Annotated in this window: 14 protein-coding genes; 9 read left to right on the forward strand and 5 right to left on the reverse strand. The window is 49.4% G+C overall.

Annotation, left to right across the window (positions count from 1 at the left end; genetic code table 11):
* Positions 1-146: 146 nt before the first annotated feature.
* Positions 147-707 (forward strand): hypothetical protein, encoded by a 561-nt coding sequence (locus OXH18_RS01355; protein ID WP_268610634.1) that lies wholly within the window; start codon positions 147-149, stop codon positions 705-707.
* Positions 708-761: 54 nt separating this feature from the next.
* Here the strand turns inward: OXH18_RS01355 and OXH18_RS01360 are convergent, their stop codons facing one another.
* Positions 762-998, reverse strand: a complete 237-nt coding sequence (locus tag OXH18_RS01360; protein WP_268610635.1) for a hypothetical protein — start codon at positions 996-998, stop codon at positions 762-764.
* A gap of 149 nt (positions 999-1147) precedes the next feature.
* Between OXH18_RS01360 and OXH18_RS01365 the strand changes: the two genes are divergently transcribed.
* The 5 genes from OXH18_RS01365 (at position 1148) to OXH18_RS01385 (ending at position 6625) form a co-directional block, all read left to right on the forward strand.
* Positions 1148-2710 (forward strand): FAD-dependent monooxygenase family protein, encoded by a 1563-nt coding sequence (locus tag OXH18_RS01365; RefSeq protein WP_268610636.1) that lies wholly within the window; start codon positions 1148-1150, stop codon positions 2708-2710.
* Between the two features lie 119 nt (positions 2711-2829).
* The gene (locus OXH18_RS01370) at positions 2830-3654 is read left to right on the forward strand and encodes a SirB1 family protein (RefSeq protein WP_268610637.1); all 825 of its coding nucleotides are present in this window, start codon (positions 2830-2832) and stop codon (positions 3652-3654) included.
* Positions 3655-3749: 95 nt separating this feature from the next.
* Positions 3750-5477 (forward strand): hypothetical protein, encoded by a 1728-nt coding sequence (locus OXH18_RS01375; RefSeq protein ID WP_268610638.1) that lies wholly within the window; start codon positions 3750-3752, stop codon positions 5475-5477.
* A gap of 208 nt (positions 5478-5685) precedes the next feature.
* Entirely contained in the window at positions 5686-6111 is a 426-nt protein-coding gene (locus OXH18_RS01380; RefSeq protein ID WP_268610639.1) for a DUF3082 domain-containing protein, read from the forward strand.
* A 22-nt stretch (positions 6112-6133) separates the two neighbouring features.
* The gene (locus OXH18_RS01385) at positions 6134-6625 is read left to right on the forward strand and encodes a hypothetical protein (protein WP_268610640.1); all 492 of its coding nucleotides are present in this window, start codon (positions 6134-6136) and stop codon (positions 6623-6625) included.
* A gap of 18 nt (positions 6626-6643) precedes the next feature.
* On the opposite strand, the gene OXH18_RS01390 is transcribed toward OXH18_RS01385, so the two are convergent.
* The 3 genes from OXH18_RS01390 to trhO form a co-directional block, all read right to left on the reverse strand.
* Positions 6644-7345 (reverse strand): Crp/Fnr family transcriptional regulator, encoded by a 702-nt coding sequence (locus tag OXH18_RS01390; RefSeq protein ID WP_268610641.1) that lies wholly within the window; start codon positions 7343-7345, stop codon positions 6644-6646.
* Between the two features lie 454 nt (positions 7346-7799).
* The gene (locus OXH18_RS01395) at positions 7800-8240 is read right to left on the reverse strand and encodes a pentapeptide repeat-containing protein (protein ID WP_290428434.1); all 441 of its coding nucleotides are present in this window, start codon (positions 8238-8240) and stop codon (positions 7800-7802) included.
* A 453-nt stretch (positions 8241-8693) separates the two neighbouring features.
* Positions 8694-9536 (reverse strand): oxygen-dependent tRNA uridine(34) hydroxylase TrhO, encoded by an 843-nt coding sequence (gene trhO, locus OXH18_RS01400; RefSeq protein WP_268610642.1) that lies wholly within the window; start codon positions 9534-9536, stop codon positions 8694-8696.
* Positions 9537-9722: 186 nt separating this feature from the next.
* Between trhO and OXH18_RS01405 the strand changes: the two genes are divergently transcribed.
* A complete protein-coding gene (locus OXH18_RS01405) occupies positions 9723-10043 on the forward strand; it encodes a hypothetical protein (protein ID WP_268610643.1) in 321 nt (106 codons plus the stop codon).
* Positions 10044-10122: 79 nt separating this feature from the next.
* Here OXH18_RS01405 and OXH18_RS01410 read toward each other — a convergent pair whose 3' ends face one another.
* Positions 10123-12342 carry a TolC family protein gene (locus tag OXH18_RS01410; protein WP_268610644.1) on the reverse strand — a complete coding sequence of 740 codons (2220 nt, stop codon included), beginning with the start codon at positions 12340-12342 and terminating at the stop codon, positions 10123-10125.
* A gap of 461 nt (positions 12343-12803) precedes the next feature.
* Here OXH18_RS01410 and serA point away from each other — a divergent pair, with 461 nt between their 5' ends.
* On the forward strand, positions 12804-14396 hold the full coding sequence (serA, locus tag OXH18_RS01415) for a phosphoglycerate dehydrogenase (protein WP_268610645.1): 1593 nt from the start codon (positions 12804-12806) through the stop codon (positions 14394-14396).
* A gap of 113 nt (positions 14397-14509) precedes the next feature.
* On the forward strand, positions 14510-15409 hold the full coding sequence (prmA, locus tag OXH18_RS01420) for a 50S ribosomal protein L11 methyltransferase (protein WP_268610646.1): 900 nt from the start codon (positions 14510-14512) through the stop codon (positions 15407-15409).
* The last annotated feature ends 15 nt before the right edge of the window (positions 15410-15424 follow it).

Consider the following 15424-nt stretch of genomic DNA (forward strand, 5'->3'; position numbering starts at 1 on the left):
TTTCCAAGGTGTCAGATGGTCAAGAGCGGGGCACATTATATTTGCTTTTTTGCTTTGAATGTTGGATTTGGAAGCAAAATTCAACGTAGCTCAGATTCAGCATTTGCCTTAAAATTGAGGCGGATTTGCTTCATGGAGAGGAAATTATGCCTCGAACCCCCGGATGGTTTAACCGCGCTATAGACTTTGAACTCACTCCCCGAACCCGAGAGCTTGAAATTCAACTAACTTGCAATCGACGACGAATTGCTGAGATTGACCGCGAGTATCTTGCCATTGCGGCGGCCAAACCGCGCTTTCGTTTTGGCAAAAACACGATCGTTCCCTTCACGAATCCGCAAACTGGCGAGGAAGAGGTTCTGCTGCTGGAAGCTGAAAAAGCTGCCGAATTGATGCAGCTTCAAGAAGAAAGAGCGTGTCTTCAAAAACATGTTGACGCAATGGAACAGGAATTAGCCCGTCTCTCCTCGACTGTGTCGCCTCAAGATAGACCAGACCATCGTCCCCAATTACCGACTCATCACTCTGATAGCGCCAAACTTCCTTGGGATAGTTCCGATGTACCCCTGCCCGCTCAGTCGCCCGATTCTGTGGCTCACAACACGGTCCCAAGTCAGACTGAGCTAACTAGCCCCATCGCTGGCTCTGGTTTCGGTACGTTCCTAGCGTTTCTGACGGCGATCGGGCTAACGCTACTGATCTTGTGATGTTTCTCAAGACGCGGCATCTGGTTATGACGCTCCCATAGAGCCATTCTCATCTTATAAATCCATAAGGTCAGTGCTTTTCAAATTGTGAGCAGACATGCCTTGATGGGTTTCCACAAATTCGCTAGCTGCGTGTAATCTGAGATAGTCGGTTAGAGATTCCAGATACTCGGCTGTGTCTTCATCCTCTGGGCGATCGTTGCGGAACTCTTGAATGGTAAACTCCAACCACTCGACCACGGCTAATGCATGTTCTTTACCGAGTTTGTCCACTAATTCTTGCGTATTCATGACCGTCTTCTGTGTAGAGCAATTGCTTTTACTTTGCGCGATCGAACTCGCTTTTCTCAACTATCGATTGGAGGAAGTCGGGAGGAGGGAATAGGGAGTGGGGAATAGATTACGATCGAGAAAGATGAAACTATTGGTAGTTGGTTGATATGAGCTTAACCAAGCAGTTGCTTTCACAGATTCCTGGTAATCCTTGGATAGGCTTACAGCGAGCCGATGCTCTGTGGAAGCAATATCGTGAGGGCGAAATTCCTTGTTCAAGGGTGGTGCACGAGCACGCAGAGACACTAGAGGCGATCGATTGGGATGTGGTGATCTGTGGTGGCACGCTAGGAGTGTTGATGGGGGCAGCGTTAGCTCAAAAAGGCTGGCGGGTAGCTTTGCTTGAGCGGGGGAGGTTGCGCGGTCGCGATCAAGAATGGAATATTTCTCGTCGTGAGCTACAGAGCTTGGTTGAACTGGAATTGCTGACGCTGGCTGAGTTGGAGACCACGATCGCGACAGAATACAACCCCGGTCGCATTCGCTTTCACAAGGGCATAGAGGTTTGGGTAGAGGATGTGCTGAATGTGGGAGTCAATCCAGTATTTCTGCTCGATACCTTGAAAGCCAAGTTTCTGGCAGCCGGGGGGCAATTGTTTGAACAGACTGCTTTTAAGGCAGCGATGGTTCACCCCAATGGCATTCACATCACTGTCAACCGATCTCAAGAAACTCATCCCTCATCCTTTAAGTCCCGCCTGTTGCTCGACGCGATGGGGCATTTTTCCCCAATTGCCCAGCAAGCCCGACAAGGACAGCCCCCCGATGCCGTCTGTATGGTGGTGGGAACTTGTGCTCAAGGCTTTCCCAACAATGATACTGGCGATCTGTTTGCCTCTATCACGCCTACCCGAAACCAGTGTCAGTACTTTTGGGAAGCTTTTCCTGCCCGCGATGGACGCACCACTTATCTTTTCACCTATCTAGATGCCCATCCCGATCGTCCCAGTCTAGAAGCCCTGTTTGAAGACTATTGGCGACTGCTGCCAGACTACCAAGCGGTTGAGTTATCACAGTTACAGATTCAACGTGCCCTATTTGGCTTTTTTCCGTGTTATCGTCAGAGTCCTCTTCAGCCGCAGTGGGATCGGTTGTTGCCGATCGGAGACAGCAGTGGCAGTCAATCGCCGCTAAGCTTTGGTGGATTTGGAGCCATGATTCGCCATCTCGATCGCCTTGTGACAGGAGTTGATGCCGCACTGGAAACCAACATCCTGCATCGGCAGGGGTTGTCCTTACTGCAACCCTATCAGCCCAATCTTGCGGTTACGTGGCTGTTTCAGCAGGCAATGAGTGTGAAGGTCAATCAGTCGATCGATCCCGATCGCATCAATCGGCTACTGTCGGGGGTGTTTCAAGCTATGGAACAATTAGGAGAACCGGTACTGAAGCCGTTTTTGCAAGATGTGGTGCAATTTCCTGCCTTGCTGAGAACGTTGCTGCAAGTCTCTGTCACTCAACCGTTGTTGGGTCTGAAGGTGATTCCTCAAGTCGGGGTGGGGGCGTTATCAATGTGGCTATTACATTTTGCCATGCTGGGGCTTTATGCAGGGCTATATCCCCTGGCAAAATTGTTTCATCCGTGGTGGCAAGGCTTGCCACCAGTGCCTCGCTACTACGCCGATCGCTGGCTTGATGCTTGGCAATATGGCAGTGGCAATGATTGGTAAGTCCTTGTGCCGTTACTCAAGTCTGGCACGTTGGGGAAGTACGTTAGCCCACACAAAAGTTAGACTAGATGGGTTGCTAATCCTTTCAAGGAAGACCCTTCGTCTTCCCGTTTTTGCTTATGGATTTTCCCTTAGCACGGCAACGGTTTTATCAAGAAATCCGCCAACCTCAGGAGCAGATTGACTTGGCAAAAGCCGCCCTATTTTTGGCGCAAGAAGAGTATCCAACGCTGGAGCCAGAGGATTACCTTGCTTTGTTAGATCAAATGGCACTTGACATCAAAGAGCGACTGCCGTCGAACCACTATCCCTTGCGCATCATCCAGACCATCAATCATTACCTATTTGAAGAATTGCAGTTTTATGGCAATGCCGAGGACTATTATGACCCGCGCAACAGCTATTTGAACCAAGTGCTCGATCGGCATACAGGGATTCCAATCACACTGTCGTTGATCTACCTAGAGGTTGCCAAACGCATTGACTTCCCAATGGTTGGCATTGGCATGCCAGGACATTTTCTCATTCGTCCGGCAATTGGAGACATGCAAATTTTTGTTGATCCGTTTAACCGAGGCGAAGTGCTATTTGCAGAAGACTGCCAAGAACGACTGAAGCAACTATTTGGAGAACCGATCGCCCTACGTCCAGAATTTCTAGAAGCGGTCGATGCGCGGTACTTTTTACTACGCATGTTAACGAATTTGAAAGCGATTTATCTTCAGCAAAGGGATTTAACGCGCCTATTAGCGGTGATTGAGCGCATGTTGCTGATTCATCCCAATGCACCTTTGGCGCAACGCGAACGCGGGTTGCTCTACTATCAACTGGGGCGTTGGACAGAAGCGGCTCAAGATTTAGAGAGCTATTTGTCGCAAATTCCAATGGCTGAAGACGCCTCACTGATGCAGGAATTGCTAAGACGAATGGGGCGAACCAATTAGCTTTTTCAATCGGTCGATCGAATCGCGCCTGTCACTATTTGAACGATCAACGATATAAATGGGAAGCCTCCCAGTAAGCGCTATCCCTAGAATCAATGACGGCAAATTTTCTTCAAAAACCGCTTGATGTAGCAGTTAAGCCGAGTGGTGCCACTCCCTACCCAATCGATGCGGCGATCGAGCTAACCAGTGCGGCAAATCGAGCGACTCAACCTACCATGCGCATGGTTCAGTTAGCTATGCAGCGGCTCGTTCAGCGAATTATGAACCTGCAACGGAGTGGGCGCATAGGAACTAGAATTCGATCGGCTGTTCTGTTGCCCTATGTGCAAACGGAGACGCAGGAACTCATCAATGCTCTACATCGTAGCCTTGCAGCCCCCCCCTTTCCATCACGCTCAACTCCAAGCACGGCTGAACGATTCCCCAGTGCGGTCGAGTCTCCTCCGCTTGCTAAAAAAACAAATAGTACAGATAGTATCGGGTTAAAATCCTTGAGATCTTGGTTGCTTTGGAGCACAAGCCGCAGTAGTCCTGATGTGATGCGATTATTAAAGGGTCAGATAGCGCGGGTGTCCTCACCAGATCGACCTTGGCAACTGGGAACCTTACGCTTGGTGCCGTTTTTGAGGGTATGCTGTCTCGATCGCACAGGTTCATGTACGGATGATGCATCAACGGCTGATCTAATCCTTGATCTGACGGCTGACAGAATGCCAATGCCTGTGCCACCATCGGTGCTTTCTCAGATGCTTTCTCAAGATACGCGCATCTACGTTGACTCTACCATTTGTCAGCAACCTGCCACTGTTTCGGTTTTACTGAAAAATCTGCACGCACAAATTCAACAAATTACCCCGGCAATTGCCCCCTATTTTGGGGGGATCACGGCGCAAGTACGACTTCCCCAGCGATCGTGGTGCTCTAGCACAGTTCAACTTCAGTATCGGCTGGAATTTGTTCCCCTACTGCCACCTCCCAAGCCCTTATCGCCCCTCGTTAAATTTGCCGATGCTCGCTGGCTCCAGCAGTATGATGCGGTCATTCATCACCAACAAGTGTCTTGTACTACTGATCAAATCGCTCAACAATCCCTCACTCACAAGCGCTTACCCTCTGCAATGAGAGTGGTTGCCGCGGCCCATGCCCTGTCAGATCAATTGCAAAATAACCCAGCGATTGTCAGTCGCCTTTTCACCCTTCAAGAGGTTGAACTGGATGAACTGGTATGGCGGCTAGGCTGGGGATTTCTGCACAGTAGCTACGAAGGAATGCAGCTTTTAAGTGGCATTCCGGTTACATTGTTTTCTCCTGCATCGGCTCAACGGCGATCGATTGATGACCAATTGATTGACAAGCAGACAGTTGATAAGCAAACAACTGGACAACTGCGGTTTGTGATATCCCTACATGTGCAAACGGGCTGTCAAAGCTGGACGTTGGATTTGATATCGGGAGATTTGATATCGCAGCAACTACTATCTGGGCAATCAACTACATTGCAGCAGCGCCGTCAGTCTTCCTTGCACCCAGCAAATCACAGATCTAGCCATTTACTGCCTACGGCGATCGTCCAATCGCCTGCTTGTGCTTGGTGTCAATTACCGCGATCGCTGCACCAACTACAAACCCGGCTGTGGCAACAGATTGATGTTCATACTCCAGAACTGAAACTCCTACTGCAACCAATCTTGATTGAGCTATACCCACAACAGCCTGGCTCCAATTTTCTACCCAACAGGCGATCGGGCAGGATGCAGCTAACAGGGCAGTTTGAGTTGACCGCTATGCCTGTTTCATTAGCTACCCAAACTGGGAATTGATAAAGAAGGAAAGCTGTTCATTCTCTCGATCGAGAGATAGTTGCACACGATAGAGTGACAATAGAAATGGTGCAGATTGGTGAATTCTATTGCAACGTTGGCTAGGGTGAGTTAGGGCAAAACTGGTACAAGTTTGCAATTTGTAATTTCCTTTTCTGATTCACGCTCTGATTTCAGCGCTATAACTACCGACAACAGGTGATGTGCTATGTCAAACCCAACACCAACCCCAGATTCATCCACGCCATCTACCCCTTCTGGTGCGATCGATCCATCGGCACAATCCGCAGATCAATCCCTATCAGAGCCAGCAAGTGCTACGGCCACTCGAGGAGCGGATAACCCGTCAACTAAACCGTCTGCTCCGACCCCGCTGCGGTGTTTCACAGGAGCCATGATTGCAGGCGGAATTGCAGCCGTGCTTTATCAGCTAACGTTGTCTATTATAGAAACGTTTGCCAACAAGCCGCTGCCCTCTGGAAACTACATTGCGGTCAACATTGCAGTAGCCGTGCGCACCCTGGTTATGGGCATGAGTGCAATGGCAACGGGAATTTTTGCTATTGCGGCTTTAGGGTTATTGGCTTTGGGAGTTCAACTATTGGTGCAACAACTACGACAGCCTTCCACCTGAACCCTTCCTTGGTTTGGACTGTATGTTTAAGGCTGTTTGTCTCCTCACCGGCTTGTTACCTTTACTGACTCTTGTTCCCTATGCAGACGCTCAGACTCCAGAGGCGCAGATTGCCACAGGAATCTGCGGACTTTATAATCATTCGGGCTATTTAGTTGTCGATGAAGCAGGCAATTTGGTAGACATCGTAGAGTACTGCCAACGACAAGCCGATCGCCAACCGCACACCAATCCTCCAAACGACCCTCAACTAGCCGCTGTTGCCTCCGAATTTTGGCGCACCTTTGAAATGACAGCCAATGCTGAAGCCCAACAGATGGCGGCTGAATTGGGTCGGGATGAAGTCCTAGCCTACGGCGCAACAATCTGTCCATTTTTGCAACAGGGCGGAACCCTACGAGAATTGAGACAAATTCAGACCGATGGCAACTTGCCGTCTAGCTTTGAAACGGCTGTAACCGTGGCGGCTATCTATAGCCAGTGCCCGGCTCATCGAGCGGAGTTAGGGCGGTAAGGTCTTCTACGCCTGTTTTTAAACCAGCATTCGCTCTAGGGCATCTACATCGGGAATGCACAAACTGTCGCGATCGCGTTGAATCAAGCCTTTTTTCTCCAACTTGCTTAGCACCCGCGTCACCGTTTCACGGGCCAATCCGCTTAAGCTGCTGAGTTCACGATGAGGCAAATTGGGAATTTCGATGCCCTGATCGGCTTGTTTCCCTTGTCCATCAGCCAGAAATAGCAGAATATCTGCTACTCGAGAAACGCTGTCCGACTCCCGCAATCGCAACCGGCGATTCACTTGGCGCAACCGGCGGGCCATTAATTGAGCTAAGCGGATGCCTGCTTGCGGTTCTGTATTCAACAGTTGCACAAAATCTTGGGCTGGCATGTTGCCAATCACGGTGGGAACCAAGGTAATCACATCAGTCGATCGAGGAACTTCGTCTAACGGAGCCATTTCACCGAACAACTCCCCTTTGCCCAAAATGTTTAGGGTAACTTCCTTGCCATCAATGTTGTAAGTTCGAATTTTGACCCATCCTTCTAAAATAAAATACACCGAGGTGCCCCAGTCATTTTCCAGTAAAATCACCTGATTGGCCGGATGATTCCGAATCACGACATGGGCAGTGGCTTGTTCAATGACGTCTTCAGTCAGCCCTTTGAAAAAAGGAGCAGATTGAATCAGAGAGGTTTCACGAGGGTCACGGGGTGTATAGCGATCGTGCATGGAGCAACGCCACTCCAGATATTAAGGTAAAAGAAGATCTAGAGGTCACAGGCTGACCAAAGCCACACCTAGACAGTTTACTTTGCTGTGCCAAACGGCGGTGGAGTAAGCTGCATAATCGCTTGGAGCAGAGCTTAGAACGCATACCTTGTTTAGAGAACTAGGCTGCTCACTAGGCTCAACCTTACCACTAACTAGCAATTCTACTGTAGGTAGATGAATTTTCTTGCCTTCAAGAGCAAAATCCGGATTTAGTTTTCCTGTAGAAAATATTACCGGCTAAAATTGCTTTTTAAGCAGAATTTTTAGCAGATGCCTGACGGTTAAACTCTGCGATCGATGATAAGAAACACACCCTGGCAAACACTGCTGCTTTACATTGGCAGCACCCATGCAAAAGCGCAGGATTCCATTGTTACTATCCTAACCACCCGTGATGTTATTTGCCACCGTTTTATTCTCCACCCACGCTAATACCTGTGCCGTATACCTCTGCATCGGTTAGCGTAATGTTGTTCATAGAAGCCCCTTGAACCTGTGCATGGTACATGCGAGCACGGGTCAGATCAATGCCATTTAGATTTGCCTCATTCAAAACGGCATTGGTCAGGAAAGCTTCTGTTAAATTGGCTCCTTGCAAATTTGCACCAGTCAAGTCGGCTCCTTCAAGATTAGTAGCTATTAAGTTAGCTCCACTCAAGTTGGCGCCCCTTAAGTCCACCCCAATCAAATGCTCGCCGCTTAAATCTGCACCCGCTAAATCGCAATTGACACAAACACGCGTTTCTAATAGTTGCTGCACATGGGCTGGATTTTCTGCTTGCACGGCATCACCAAGTACAGTCGGCAGCAAAGTTAGGGTTGCTGATAAAATCATTAATGCTTGAAATCTCATATACTAACCTCCCTTGAACTTCTGCAATGCCGCTGTCATCAACCGTTACGGTGAACAAACACTGCTTTAGGGATACACTACGATCGCTACTATTTCCGCAACTTGCAGGGCAATTGCATGGCTCGCTGCTTTCAATTCATTGGGTTTCTAAACCCCTACATTCGTTGAATCACTAACCAGTCAATCGGCTAACATTTTGTGCTCTATTGCGTTGAACTTGACTGGAATTTACTCGTTGCAACACAGTGTGGCGCGGTTAGAAAACCAGCTTGAACGGGAACCATACTTTTAATTTATGGTAGAAAACCGAATGACGCTTCACCTTTTAGGTTGATTTAAGCCCTGGAGAAAGCACCCCCTTGGGTTTGAGTATAAGCGGCTGGAATTTGACATTTGGATTGGTTGCAAATCTGGAAACAATCGACGATCGGCACATCCGATCAGCCACACCAATTATGCAGATTGGGTAGTAGCAGTATGGCGATTGAAGCAATGAGGGCAGCAAATGCCTGCTTGATACTGAGGGGATTGTTGATCAGATTCTGAAATGGGATGACCACAGCCATAGCACATGTCATAATGCCCTGGCTCTAGCCCATGTTGAACCGCAACCCGTTGATCGAAGACAAAACACTCACCTTGCCAAAGACTATCCGCAGCCGGAATTTCTTCGAGATACTTCAGGATACCGCCCTTGAGGTGATATACCTCTTGAAATCCTTGGGATAACAGAAACGAAGAGGCTTTTTCGCAGCGAATGCCACCTGTGCAAAACATGGCAATTTTTTTGTGCTGAGTTGGATCTAGATGCGCTTGCACATAGGCAGGAAACTCTCGAAAAGAGGCTGTTTGAGGATTTTCTGCGCCTTGGAATGTGCCAATGCTGATTTCATACCGGTTGCGAGTATCGATCACAACGACATCGGGATCAGAGATCAGCCGATTCCAGTCTTGAGGATCAACATAGGTTCCAACTCGTTCGGTGGGATCAACATGAGGCTGCCCCAAGGTGACGATTTCTTGCTTCAGCCGCACCTTCATGCGATCGAACGGCATGGTTTCGGCAGTGGATTCTTTATGATCTAAATCTGCCAAGCGCGGATCAGTCCGCAGGTAGGTCAACACTGCATCAACTCCATTTCGCGCTCCGGCGATTGTGCCATTGATGCCTTCGTTCGCTAGCAAAATGGTGCCTCGAATTTCCTGCTGTTGACACTGTAATAATAATGGCTGCCGTTTTTCAGCACAGTCTAGCAGCTTAACGAATTTGTAAAAGGTTGCAACGATAATCGCCATAGATCTATTCTGCCACATCTCCCCTTTGCCTAGTTTTGAATGATAAGGTGCCATTCCTTTCTGCTGAATTGTTTGCTTGAGTTGCAGCAACTTCATGCAGGATTTAACTTCACACGAGAGTTATCTGAAGATGACGCTGGAAAGGCATAATGGGCTAGACGTTCTTAAAGTAGCGTAGAAAGTTCTGTGAAGTACTTTTTTCTGTCAGATGGATGGACGGTTGGTCGCGTTTGGGAGTTTGGAGGTCTTTGGAACGAAGCCGCTTGGCGACGCAAACCGCAAATTGAGCAGACCAACCTGTGCATTTTTGAAAACAACGAAAAATTGTGGCTATATCGGGTTGAAGATGCCGTGTTGATGGTGGAAGTAAAGCCGATCGCACCGGAACTAGCTAGTCCACAGACGCGCAGCATTGGACAAGTGGTTTTAAAACGATTGATCAGTGCTGAACAGGCGATCGATCTATTGTGCAAAGCCGATTTGTTCCTCGATCGATCGGAACATTGAGGTCGGTGAAGTCGGCGCAGATGAATCTAGGAATCCAGCATTTCACCCGTTAGCCTTCAGTCTTTATCCCTGCTTCCTCCTACGGTACTTCATTCAACTCTCCGTCAGGGAAGTTGCTCACTTGACGGCGTAGAGTGGCGAGGGCGCGGTTGTAATTGAGAATTGCCTGCAAATTGTTGAACCGAGCTTGGGTTAACGCCGTCTGAGCTTGCAACACATCGGTCTGAGTTCCTACCCCTGCTTGGAACCGCAATCGGGCCAGCCGCAGGGCTTCGATCGCCTGTTGTACGGCTAAGTCTGTGGTTTGAATATTCTCAAAGTTAGAATTTAGCTGTGAATAGGCTTGCTCGACCTGAAAGCGAATTTGGTCACGTTGGTTAGCAAAATTGGTTTCAGCAATAGCAATAGCAGCTTCGGCTTGTCTAGCTCGCGATCGAGCAGCCCCGCCATCATAGAGGGGTACACTGACCCCAAGCGTAGCCGTGAAATTAGAGAGAAATCCAGCATCTTCCTGAGGCGAGTCAGGGTCAGTTGCCAGCGTATTGGTTAAGGCATAACGAGTAGACACTGTGACTTGGGGTCCAAGTGCGGCTAAAGCCTCTCGGCGGTTGCGTTCCCCAATTTCTCGCTGCACCAGTAGCTGTTCTAGTTCGGCTCGGTTACGATAGGCCGCTACGATCGTTTCTTCTAAGTCTAGTTCCCACTCACCTGCAATTTCGATCGGATCGGCAGCGGCGAGGGTGATGGTTTGATTCAGGTTTAACCGTTCGGCCAACTGACGACGGGCAATTTCTTGATCACTTTCCTGATTGCGCAGGTTTTGCAGAGCATTGGCCACATCTACTTGCGCTTGCAGCACATCAAAGCGAGTTCCAACTCCGGCTCGTTCTAGCGCTTCGGCATCTCGAAGGCTACGCTCGGCCTCTTCTAGAGACGCTCGGAAGATTTGCACTTCTTCGTCGGCTTCTTGCAGATCGTAATAATCTCGGGTGATCTGAAGGATCAAATCTTCTGTTTCGCTCTCGATCTGTAGTTCTTGTAGCCGTACCCGACGCTCTGCGGCTTGAATCGCTGCCGATCGGCGTCCAGAGGTGTAGAGGGAGTACTCAACCGTCAGAGCACCTCCTAAAACTAGGGAGCGAGATACAGGAGTTTCAACACGTGTATCTGAATTTGGGTCTAAAGGATTTTCTCGAACTGGATTAACAGATTCGCTGGCTCCGTATTCAGACTCAACGCCAGCAGACACAGTAGGATAGTTGGCGGCTTCTGCTTCTCGGAGGGCCGCTCGTTGCTGTTCTAGCTCCAACCGCACAGCTTGCAAATCAGCACTATTGCGAATGCCCAATTCGATCGCCTGCTCTAGAGTGAGGGGTTGAGTCCCCACCAGTTCCACTTCTTCGGGGGTGGTGGGGAAGGAAAGCGGGTTGGCATCGGGATTGAGATAGTCAGGTGTTGCCCCGCGTGGATCGCTCGGTTGTATCAGATTGTCATCTTCGATCGCTTCAATCTCCTCGGTTTCCAAATCTTCTGATTCTTCCTCCACTGCCTCATCTAGGTCTGTAGGAGCGGGAGCAGAAGGTTCCAACTCTGGGGTCTCTGGAAAAGGTTCAGGGTCTGGCAGAGGGGCAGGGTCCTCCCGATCTTCTAAACGATCTGCTGGCTGATCGAGACTGGGATCGGGAGAATCAACCGAATCAGTCGAATCTATTGGAGCGACGGGGGCGACTGGCGGTTCCACTTCCGGTTCGCTGGGAGTGTCTCTGGGCAGTGTTTCTGGAGTTGGTGTTTCTGGAGTTAGTGTTTCTGGTTGTCCAGGTGGATCGATCGTATTAGACGGATCAACCCTTGGCAAAGCGGGCGGTTCGGATTCTTCCGTCGGCTCTTCCAAGGGGGCAGCAGGGGCTTCGCCATCCGATTCTTGCAACTCATCTTCGGAGGTGACTTGAGCCGTTAGAGGAACTGCCGTCCCTGATTCAGAGGTCCCGATGAAGAGTTTAATCAAAGGAGTTGCAACGGCTTGCCGAGGCTTAGCTACTGGCTCTTCGGAGGGTTCAGTGGGGGGGGTATGAGTCCAATTCACCTCACGGATGGTTTCTGCGGAAGCGGATTGATTGGTCGATCGAAGCGATGAGGGTTGCCGGTGATGCGATCGGGGCGAAGATGCTTTCTCTACAGCATTATTCGATGTTTGATTTGCGGCATCTGCCTCAGCTTGATAAGACTGAGCCGGAACGGCTGTTCCCAAGAAGACAATTGTAGTAATGCCGACAGCAACCAGAGGACTTGAGGATGACATAGCGTTAATCTCTCACACCAAAAAAGCTCACCGAAAATCTAACCCTTTAGCAGGATACTGATTGAATAGCAACGTTGGCAAACGATCGAGCGGCATTTAGCTCAGGCTTTCACAATGACAACGTCGTTATTTTGTAAGTTGTGCACCAACTTTAGCGAGTTTTGAGAACAATGCTGCATTCGGTATCAATAAACCGTTGAATCTTAAACAATACGTCAACAAAAATGTACCTTAAGAGGTTTCTATTAAAATCAAAGATTAATTAATAACCTGCTGCAATCGACTGGCTGGGTGATTTTTCTAGTCGCGCAAAAATACAAGGGCTGGCAAAAGCCAAAATCTTTCCAACATAGAGGTTTGTGGCTGCACCTTTGCAGTAGAATGACCTGTTGTGGAAAACCCTGCTAAAACCAGTTTGAAGGCCAGGGCGTCTGTTCTTTCACTGAGACCACCCGCGAATCATGCCAAAGGTTCTTGTTTCCGATCCGATCGACCAAGTTGGAATTGATATCCTCTCTCAAGTTGCCCAGGTCGATGTTAAAACAAATCTACCTCCTGAAGAATTATTGCAAATTATTTCAGATTACGATGCGCTGATGATTCGTTCCGGAACCCGCGTCACTAAAGAGGTGATTGAGGCCGGTAATCAGCTTAAAATTATTGGGCGAGCCGGGGTTGGAGTCGATAATGTAGATGTGCCAACGGCTACACGACGCGGCGTTTTGGTTGTCAATTCTCCAGAGGGGAACACTGTGGCAGCGGCTGAACATGCTGTGGCCATGATGTTGTCGCTTTCGCGCTATATTCCAGATGCCAATCAGTCAGTTAAGGGTGGACAGTGGGATCGCAAGAGCTTTACAGGGGTGGAAGTTTACAAAAAAACGCTGGGAATTGTGGGCCTCGGCAAAATTGGCTCGCATGTAGCCAGCATTGCCCGCGCAATGGGAATGCGGTTGTTGGCTTATGATCCCTATCTGTCGATGGAACGAGCCGAGCAGTTGGGCTGTCAGCTTGTGGAACTTGATTTTTTGTTTCAAGAAGCCGATTACATAACCCTGCACATGCCCAAAACGCCAGAAACCTATCACTTGATCAATGCGGAGGCGTTGAACAAGATGAAACCCACCACTCGCATTATTAACTGTGCGAGAGGCGGCATCATTGATGAAGAAGCGCTGGTTGAGGCGCTCAAGCAGGGTAAGATTGCTGGAGCCGCTCTGGATGTCTATGAACAAGAACCGTTGCAGGCAGAGTCCTCACTTCGATCGCTGGGCAAGCAGTTGATTCTTACTCCCCACTTGGGAGCCTCTACCGAAGAAGCTCAGGTGAATGTGGCGATCGATGTGGCCGAACAAATTCGTGATGTGCTGTTGGGGCTGCCGGCCCGATCGGCTGTTAACATTCCTGGATTACGCCCCGACTTGATGGAAAAACTGCGTCCGTATCTGCTGCTCGCAGAAACCTTGGGAAATTTTGTCAGTCAGTTGGCAGGAGGACGCATTGAATCGTTCCATATCAAACTGCAAGGAGATTTGGCTACTAATGAGAGTCAGCCGATCGTCATTGCCGCCTTGAAAGGATTGCTCTCCCATGCCTTGCAAGAACGTGTTAACTATGTCAATGCCAATATTGAAGCCAAAGAACGAGGCATACACGTTGTAGAAACCCGCGATGCCACCGTGAAAGACTATACTGGCTCGCTGTTACTGTCAGCGACCGGCCCCTTAGGAACTCACTCTGTTACTGGTGCATTGCTGGGCGATAATGAAATTCGCATCACCAGCATCGATGAGTTTCCCATCAACGTGCCCCCCAGCCGCTACATGTTGTTTACCTTGCACCGAGACATGCCCGGCATCATCGGAAAGATTGGCTCGCTTTTGGGCAGCTTCAACGTCAACATCGCCAGTATGCAAGTCGGTCGTAAGCTGGTGCGGGGTGATGCAGTCATGGTGCTGAGCCTTGATGATCCCATTCCTGATGGCATTTTGTCGGAAATTACCAAAGTCAATGGTATTCGCGACGCCTATACCGTGACGTTGCCAGAGAATTAGCAAGGCAGAAAGCAGAGGGACGAAGGATGGACTATCAAGGTAACCGGAAAAAGGAAAAAATTTACTCACCTTTTGCCTGAATTTCCTAACCCCTAACCCCAACCCTTAAACTAATGACCAATAGCTGGTGGGAAATTCAAGTTGTCTGCGAGCCAATCATGGAAGAGTTAGTCTTCTGGCGATTGGATGATTTTGGTTGCCGAGGGTCGGCTAGCGAGACCACGCCCGATCGGTACTGGATCAAGTCTTACTTACCGCAGATGAGGACCCAACCGCAAGACTTGACGGCGCTAGCATCATTACTACGACAGGATGCAATTAGTACTGGCTTTTCTGCGCCGATCGTGACCTGGAGCTTAATTGAGGAAGAGGACTGGGCCAGCAGTTGGAAAGATCACTGGCACCCCCAGGAAATTGGCGATCGCTTCTTGATTAATCCGGCTTGGCTCCCTCCACCGCAAACCGATCGTCTCCTCCTCAAGCTTGATCCTGGGGTTGCCTTCGGCACCGGGGCCCACGCCACTACCCAGCTTTGTCTAGAAGCGTTAGAGATGCGTTTAGATAACTCTAATGCTGAGGCAGGTTCTGAGGTCGTGATTGCCGATATTGGCTGCGGCTCTGGGATTCTCTCGATTGGGGCCCTGCTGCTGGGAGCTAAACGTGTCTATGCCGTTGATGTTGATCCACTAGCCGTGCTCTCTACAACTCGCAATCGCGAGATGAATCAAGTTGAACGCGAGCGGTTGATAGTGGCAGAAGGGAGTCTGGATTGGCTAATTCAGACTCTATCTACCCCGGTAGATGGCATCGTTTGCAACATCTTGGCCGATGTCATCCTGCAATTGATTCCCAAAATGGGCGAAATTGCTAAACCAACAACGTGGGGTGTCCTCAGCGGTATTTTAGTCGATCAAGTTAGTCCGATTGTTCAAACTCTAGAGCAGCACGGTTGGACAATGGCTACCCTCTGGCGCAAACAGGACTGGTGCTGTCTAAATATTCGCCGCTCCTAATCTTAATTTGTTCGT

The sequence above is a fragment of the Thermocoleostomius sinensis A174 genome (assembly GCF_026802175.1).
In the GTDB taxonomy this organism is placed as follows: domain Bacteria; phylum Cyanobacteriota; class Cyanobacteriia; order Elainellales; family Elainellaceae; genus Thermocoleostomius; species Thermocoleostomius sinensis.

Bases quoted from the DNA above. Each gene is read 5' to 3' on its own strand.
- OXH18_RS01370 (WP_268610637.1), top strand. From the start codon at position 2,830: ATGGATTTTCCCTTAGCACGGCAACGGTTTTATCAAGAAATCCGCCAA.
- OXH18_RS01355 (WP_268610634.1), top strand. From the start codon at position 147: ATGCCTCGAACCCCCGGATGGTTTAACCGCGCTATAGACTTTGAACTC.
- OXH18_RS01360 (WP_268610635.1), bottom strand. From the start codon at position 998: ATGAATACGCAAGAATTAGTGGACAAACTCGGTAAAGAACATGCATTA.
- OXH18_RS01365 (WP_268610636.1), top strand. From the start codon at position 1,148: ATGAGCTTAACCAAGCAGTTGCTTTCACAGATTCCTGGTAATCCTTGG.
- trhO (WP_268610642.1), bottom strand. From the start codon at position 9,536: ATGGCGATTATCGTTGCAACCTTTTACAAATTCGTTAAGCTGCTAGAC.
- prmA (WP_268610646.1), top strand. From the start codon at position 14,510: ATGACCAATAGCTGGTGGGAAATTCAAGTTGTCTGCGAGCCAATCATG.
- serA (WP_268610645.1), top strand. From the start codon at position 12,804: ATGCCAAAGGTTCTTGTTTCCGATCCGATCGACCAAGTTGGAATTGAT.
- OXH18_RS01380 (WP_268610639.1), top strand. From the start codon at position 5,686: ATGTCAAACCCAACACCAACCCCAGATTCATCCACGCCATCTACCCCT.
- OXH18_RS01375 (WP_268610638.1), top strand. From the start codon at position 3,750: ATGACGGCAAATTTTCTTCAAAAACCGCTTGATGTAGCAGTTAAGCCG.
- OXH18_RS01410 (WP_268610644.1), bottom strand. From the start codon at position 12,342: ATGTCATCCTCAAGTCCTCTGGTTGCTGTCGGCATTACTACAATTGTC.
- OXH18_RS01395 (WP_290428434.1), bottom strand. From the start codon at position 8,240: ATGAGATTTCAAGCATTAATGATTTTATCAGCAACCCTAACTTTGCTG.
- OXH18_RS01385 (WP_268610640.1), top strand. From the start codon at position 6,134: ATGTTTAAGGCTGTTTGTCTCCTCACCGGCTTGTTACCTTTACTGACT.
- OXH18_RS01390 (WP_268610641.1), bottom strand. From the start codon at position 7,345: ATGCACGATCGCTATACACCCCGTGACCCTCGTGAAACCTCTCTGATT.